Here is a 6,382-nt window from a genome sequence, read left to right on the forward strand (position 1 = left end):
GGTGGTGGGGGTGGCCGGCTCCGCGGGCCACCCGGCATCGCGGTTGGTCCTGGCCTGGGAGTCCAGCCGGATGAGGATACTGAGGAACCGCGGCAGCTCGTGGCTGCCCCCTTCCGGGGCGGGTTCGCGCCGCAGCCTGGCCGAGATGGCGCGCACCAGCTCCAGGCAGTTCGCGCCGCCGTCGAGCACGGGCCGGACCAGGCCCAGCCGCGAACACGTCTCCAGGGCCGGCCAGAGCGTTGTTTCGGCTTCCGTACGGTTTCCCGCCTGTTCGAGCGCGCCCGCCAGCAGGATCCGGGCATTAAGTTCTGCCCGCGGACCCAAATAGGCTGCTGCCCGCGACAGCAAGTGGCGGGCGGCTTGCACCGTGTCCAGTCTGCCGGGGGAGTCTGTGCCCCCGTGCCCTGCGTCAGCCATGGCGGACCGCAGCTGGGTGGCCAGCTGGATCTGGTACCTGGTTTCGGCCAGGCCATCCAGCCGTGGTCCGGTGCTGCCCGCCGCTTCCAAGGGACCTGCCGCGCCCGGTACGTCACCGTGGGGTGCCGCGTCGATGGTCCTGGGGCTGATGCCCAACTGCACGCGCTCCAGCTTCAGGACCAGTTTGAGCCGGTCCAGGCCCAGGCTGTCGGCCACCAGATCGCCTTCGTCGAGTATTTCCCGGGCCCGTGGGGTGTCCCCCCGGAGTGCCTTGATTCTTGCGAGGGTGGCGTATGTGGACACCATGAAGTCCACCACCCCGCCTTCGGAACCCAGCTCGCGGGTTTCTTCCAGCAATTTCTCCGCTTTATCGAGTTCGCCGCGTTCATAGAGGAGCTGGCCCATCATCGCCCCCGCGAGCCGCGCCGCATGAGAGTATCGCCCTGCCTTGCGCCGGCCGAGTTCCACGGCCGCGGTGAAGTGCTGGTCCACGCGATCCAGATCGAGCAGGGCGTAGGCGGCAAGACCCGCAAAACACTGTCCGTACACACCACTGAAGGGGCCGGAGGTGAGGCCGTGGAACTTTGCGGCCCATCGCTGTTGTTCCAGGGCGGGACGGTAGTCGCCGTCGTGGATCTTCTTGAACGTGGAGACGTTCGCTGCCACGGAGACGATCCATGGCCGGAGCAGGTCCGCCTGGGCGAAGCACTTGCCGTCCAGTTCATCCACGTGGTTGACCCTGTCGCTGTACATGTCGATGCAGCTCTGAACAACGAGCCCTTCGACGCCTAGTTCAAAGCGGTCGTGTTCGGTCAGGGTCGCATCCGCGGGCATCACGGCCTCGGCCAGGTCCAGGGCACTTTGCGCCGCTGCCGATTGGTGCAGCAGGGTATGGGCCCAGGCGACGGCTGTCTGGAGCCGGGCCTGCCCGGCCACGTGGCCGGCCGGGATCTTGCCGACGAGAGCCAGCAGGGTCGACATGCTGGAGTGTTCCACCAGCCACATGGCGCGGGATTCGACGATCTCCACCGCGAGTTCAACGTCCCCGGCGGCGAGGGCGTGGTCCACCGCGTCGCTGGGGAATCCATTGTCCGAATACCAGCGGGCGGCGATCAGGTGCAGTTCCTTGGTCCGGCCCGGGTAATCGCGCTCCAGGCGGCGGCGCAGGTAGTCTTCAAAGAGGTGGTGATAGCGGTACCACGTGCCGTCCTCGTCAAGCGGCTGCAGGAACAGATCCTGTGCCTGGATTTTCTCCAGCATGGCCTGGCCCAGCTCCACCCCCGAGAGGGCGGAGGCCAGCCCCGCGCACAACCGTTCCGGAACCGACGTCATCAGGAGGAAATCCAGCGTTTCGGGGTCGAGGGTGTCGAGGACGTTTTCGGCCAGATATTCGCCGATGGACGCGTGCCGGCCCGAGAGACGTTCGATCAGTTCTGAGGCCTCACGGTGGTCCCGGAGGGACAGGGACACCAGTTGCAGCGCAGCGATCCAGCCCTCGGTCGTCCGGTGAAGGCTGGCCATGTCTCCCGCATCCAGATCCAGCCGGTTGATGCCGACCAGGAAGTCCTCGGATTCCTCCGCATCGAACCTCAGCGCGACGGCGTCCACTTCGAGTAGCTGGTCCCGCACCATCAGCCGGCCCAGTGGCAGGCCCGAGCGGGTGCGGCTGGTGATGATGAAGGACAGATGTGAGCCGCCGGCATCCAACAGCCGTTCCACGACCGCCATGGTTCTGGGCTCCGTGACCAGGTGCCAGTCGTCCAAGGTTATGACGATGTCCTGGCCGCCCTCGTCGATGGCGTTGATGAGGGCGGGAACCACGTATTGCTCAGCGTCATCGGGCCGCTCTTCGAGCAACTGCTGGAGTTCCTCATCGAGTCCGGGCCGGGCTTTACGGATTGCCTGAAGGAGGTGGGAGAGGAACCAGATGGTGTTGTTGTCATCCCGGTCCAAGGACAACCAGACGGTCACGAGGCCCTGGGACGCCAGGCTTTCCATCCATTGGGCGGCAAGGGTCGACTTGCCAAAACCGGCCGGGGCGTGGATCAATGCAAGCCGCCGTTTCCGGTCCGCATGGAGCATCTCAGTCAGCCGCGTGCGGCGAACCCACTGGCCAACAGGCTCGGGCGCGCGGAACTTGCTTGACGCGCTGGGTGGTCCTGTCGGCATCCGCCACCTCCTTGTGGTCCGGCGGCCGCCGGGAATGCATTCGGCCCTCTAAAATCCTATGGGAACGGCAGGGACAAAGACAGTGCAGGTCCGCCCGGGGCCTGTATTCAGTCTGGTCAGCGGACCGGGTGGCCCGCAACCACCCTGCCGGGTAGTTTCCGTTACGCGTGGTCGACTACCCGGGTGGGTGGCCGCAGGACGGGGCTACTCGGCGGAGGGCCGCTGCCGCTGCCGTTTCGTTGCTGACCGCTGTTCCTTGGCGGCGAGGCGCCGACGGTTCGAACCCCGGGTGGGTTTGGTAGCCCGGCGGGGCGCAGCCTCGGGGGCAAGACCCGCCGCCACGAGGTCGGCGAGCTTGGCCAGGGCGATCTCACGGTTGCGCAGCTGGGAGCGCCGCTCGGAGGCGGTCACGGTGACCACCCCGGCGATCAGGCGTCGTCCGAGACGCGAGAGCAGCATCAGGCGTTGGTCCTCCGAAAGCACCGCAGAGCCGGCGATGTTCCATGAAAGCTCAACGCGGCTGTCCGAGGTGTTGACGTGTTGACCGCCTGGCCCGGACGAACGAGAGAACCGCCAGCCCAGTTCCGACGCGGGAATCGTGAGCGCGGGCGACACCTCCAGATCCATGCACCCAGCGTTGCACAGTATGGGCGCGATCAAAGCACCGCATCCCCGCGCAGGCTCAAAACCGCGGAAGCCAGGCCTGCCGCTGCACGTAACCCAGGCAGCCGGGGGTAGAAGCAGGAAGTCGTCGTAGGTCCGCGTCGTTACACGAGCGGCCACGGGTACCGCATGCCGGTGCGGTCAACCGGCAGCATCCCAGTGAGCAGCAAGCGCTGCACCCGGCGCTGCAGGGCGGCGACTTCCGCGTCGTCGAGGAGACCCGCCACTTCGGGCGGCACGGCCTCTGCCAGCGGGGTGATGTCCTCGAGCAGGGCAGCGGGGATAGGTGCACCCGCGAAGTCCCAGATCACGGTGCGGAGTTTGAAACCGGCCGAGAAACACAGCCCGTGATCGATGCCCCACACGCGCCCGTCGTGGCCGCGCAGCACATGTCCGCTCTTGCGGTCAGTGTTGTTGGCGATGCAATCGAACAGGGCTATCTGCAGCAGGATGCGGTGGGTCTCGGGTGAGTCCGCGTACAGGGTGAAGTAGTGCTCACTGAAGTCGCACTCGACGAACCACTGGAGCGACCCGATTCCCAAGGGGGCGTCCGCGCGGATCACCGTGGGCGGCACTATGCCCCATCCCAGGTGCTCGCTCAGCAGATACGCGGCACGTTCCCGCCGGTAGAGCCCTGGCTCGAAATCCAGGAGCGGCCGTTCCCCGGACTCCGGTTTGTAGACTGCGTAGGCCGAATCGTCGCCGCACGAGACCCGGACGAGGAACGCCGCGTTGCTGCCGCGCGGGATGCGCCCCAGCAGTTCCACGCCGCCCTCGCCGAGCAGTGTCAGCTCCCGTCCGGACACCGGCTGTCCCTTTTCACGGCGCCCTCAGTCCGCTCAACGGCTCCAGGGTGGAATTCACCGTCAGGACGGCGGGCGCCTGACCCTCCACATACGAGATGACCGAGATCGAACCCGGGTTGATGATGATCCGCTGGAAGTGGTCCAGAGGTGTGCCGAGGGCGTGGGCTACGGCGGCCTTGATCGGGTCGGCGTGGGAGAAGCAGACAACGACGCCCCCGTTGTGTGCTGTGCGCAGTGCCTCGAGCGCTCCGACGATCCGGGCTTGCATCTCCGCGAAGCTCTCCCCGTTCGGGAAGCGGAAGCCCGACGGGCTGTGCTGTACGGTCTGCCATTCGGGCAAGCCTGCCAGCCCGGCGAGCTCGGCGCCGGTCCATTCGCCGAAGTCGCACTCGATCAGGCCGGCATCCTCGTTCACCCCGAGGCCGGTGGAGGCCGCCGTGGGTTCGGCAGTCTGGAGGGTGCGTTCCAGCGGCGAGGAATAGACGCCATCGATGCGAAGACCTGCGAGCCGTTCCGCGACGCGTGCTGCCTGGCCCCGGCCCCGCTCGGACAGGTGCAGTCCCGGGGCGCGTCCGGGCAGCACCTTTCCCGTGGTGGGCGTCTCCCCGTGGCGCACCAGGAGGAGGAGCGTGCCCTCAGGTGTCGAATGTGGTGTCGGGGATCTCGACGGCGGTGTTGCACTCATCAGCACCCAGCGTAAGCCGTACCGGGTGCCCCCGCGCTGGAATTTTGAGAATTCCCTCGATTCGCCCGAGGTTGGAGGCTACCTTAGAGAGGTGAGTGATCGCCCCGATATCTTCACCGCTGGTGAATTGCGTGCAGCCGGGCATGTCCACAAGGACCTGCGCCACGAGATACGCGGCAACCTGCTTGCCGCGCTCGCCGTCGGCCGTGATCCGTGGCCCGGGATGTACGGATTCAGCCGCACCGTCCTTCCCCAGCTTGAGCGTGCCTTGATCGCAGGGCACGACGTCGTCCTGCTCGGCGAGCGGGGGCAGGGCAAGACACGGCTCCTCCGCACCCTGGTCGGGCTGCTTGACGAGTGGTCGCCAGTGATCGAGGGATCGGAACTGAACGAGCACCCCTACGAACCGATCACGGAGCACTCCCGTGCCCGTGCACTCACCGAAGGGGACCGGTTGCGCGTGGCGTGGCGCCACCGCTCGGAACGGTATGTCGAGAAGCTCGCCACGCCGGATACCTCCGTTGCCGACCTCATCGGCGACGTCGATCCGATGCGGGTGGCTGAGGGACGCCGGCTCGGGGACCCGGAAACCATCCACTACGGCCTGGTCCCGCGCTCCAACCGCGGCATCATCGCCATCAATGAACTGCCCGACCTCGCCGAACGGATCCAGGTCGCGATGCTCAACGTGATGGAGGAGCGCGACATCCAGATCCGTGGCTACGTGCTGCGGCTGCCGCTCGACGTGCTTGTCGTCGCGTCTGCCAACCCGGAGGACTACACCAACCGGGGCCGGATCATCACGCCCCTGAAAGACCGCTTCGGCGCCGAGATCCGCACCCACTACCCGATCGAGCTCGAGGACGAGGTGGCCGTCATCCGGCAGGAGGGGCGGCTGGTGGCCGATGTCCCGCACGTCATCCTGGAGATCCTGGCCCGCTACACCCGCGCGCTGCGGCAGTCCCCGGCCATCAACCAGACTTCCGGAGTTTCGGCGCGGTTCGCTATCGCGGGCGCCGAAACCGTCGCCGCGGCGGCGTTGCGCCGGGCCAGTGTGCGCGGGGAGGATGAGGCAGTGGCACGGATTGTCGACCTGGAGGCGGCTGTCGAAGTCCTCACCGGCAAGATTGAGTTCGAATCGGGAGAGGAAGGGCGGGAACAGGACATCCTGGACCACCTCCTGCGGATGGCCACCGCGGAAGCCGTCCGGGCGCATTTCCACGGCATCGAGATGGGGGCACTCGTTGCGGCGCTCGACGGGCACAGGACCGTGACCACCGGCGACCAGATCACCGCGCGGGAGTTCCTCGAAAATCTTCCGACACTTGATGGCTCCGGGCTCTACGACGAAATCAGCGGCCGCCTGGCCGCCAGGAACGACGGGCAGCGCGCCGCCGCGATCGAACTTGCACTGGAGGGTCTCTTCCTCGCCCGGCGGATCGCCAAGGAGTCCGACGACGAGGAAACCATCTACGGCTAGCAGTTGGGCCCAGGCTTGAAACAGGCACAGGGAAGGCAGCATCATGGGCGTTCACAACCGGTCCTCCAGGTACGGCCGGTACACGGGAGGACCAGATCCCCTCGCCCCGCCGGTGGACCTGGCCGAGGCGCTCGACGCGATCGCCGAGGATGTTATGGCGGG

Annotated in this window: 5 protein-coding genes; 1 reads left to right on the forward strand and 4 read right to left on the reverse strand. The window is 66.9% G+C overall.

All coding sequences use genetic code 11. The features are described from left to right. The 4 genes from BJQ90_RS17435 to BJQ90_RS17450 form a co-directional block, all read right to left on the reverse strand. Positions 1 to 2,586: AAA family ATPase (locus BJQ90_RS17435; protein ID WP_226761475.1), on the reverse strand; the 2,586-nt coding region annotated here is incomplete at its 3' end. Between the two features lie 204 nt (positions 2,587 to 2,790). Next, a complete protein-coding gene (arfB, locus tag BJQ90_RS17440; protein ID WP_226761476.1) occupies positions 2,791 to 3,213 on the reverse strand; it encodes an alternative ribosome rescue aminoacyl-tRNA hydrolase ArfB in 423 nt (140 codons plus the stop codon). Positions 3,214 to 3,353: 140 nt separating this feature from the next. Further along, the gene (locus BJQ90_RS17445; protein WP_226761477.1) at positions 3,354 to 4,055 is read right to left on the reverse strand and encodes an SCO1664 family protein; all 702 of its coding nucleotides are present in this window, start codon (positions 4,053 to 4,055) and stop codon (positions 3,354 to 3,356) included. A 13-nt stretch (positions 4,056 to 4,068) separates the two neighbouring features. Then, a complete protein-coding gene (locus BJQ90_RS17450) occupies positions 4,069 to 4,740 on the reverse strand; it encodes an MSMEG_4193 family putative phosphomutase (RefSeq protein ID WP_226761478.1) in 672 nt (223 codons plus the stop codon). 91 nt (positions 4,741 to 4,831) lie between these two features. On the opposite strand from BJQ90_RS17450, the gene BJQ90_RS17455 reads away from it, so the two are divergent. Continuing rightward, positions 4,832 to 6,220 carry a sigma 54-interacting transcriptional regulator gene (locus BJQ90_RS17455; RefSeq protein ID WP_226761479.1) on the forward strand — a complete coding sequence of 463 codons (1,389 nt, stop codon included), beginning with the start codon at positions 4,832 to 4,834 and terminating at the stop codon, positions 6,218 to 6,220. The last annotated feature ends 162 nt before the right edge of the window (positions 6,221 to 6,382 follow it).

This window comes from Arthrobacter sp. SO3 (assembly GCF_020532825.1).
GTDB lineage: Bacteria > Actinomycetota > Actinomycetes > Actinomycetales > Micrococcaceae > Arthrobacter.

Coding starts and splice junctions, on each gene's coding strand:
- arfB (WP_226761476.1), bottom strand. CDS start 3,213: ATGGATCTGGAGGTGTCGCCCGCGCTCACGATTCCCGCGTCGGAACTG.
- BJQ90_RS17450 (WP_226761478.1), bottom strand. CDS start 4,740: ATGAGTGCAACACCGCCGTCGAGATCCCCGACACCACATTCGACACCT.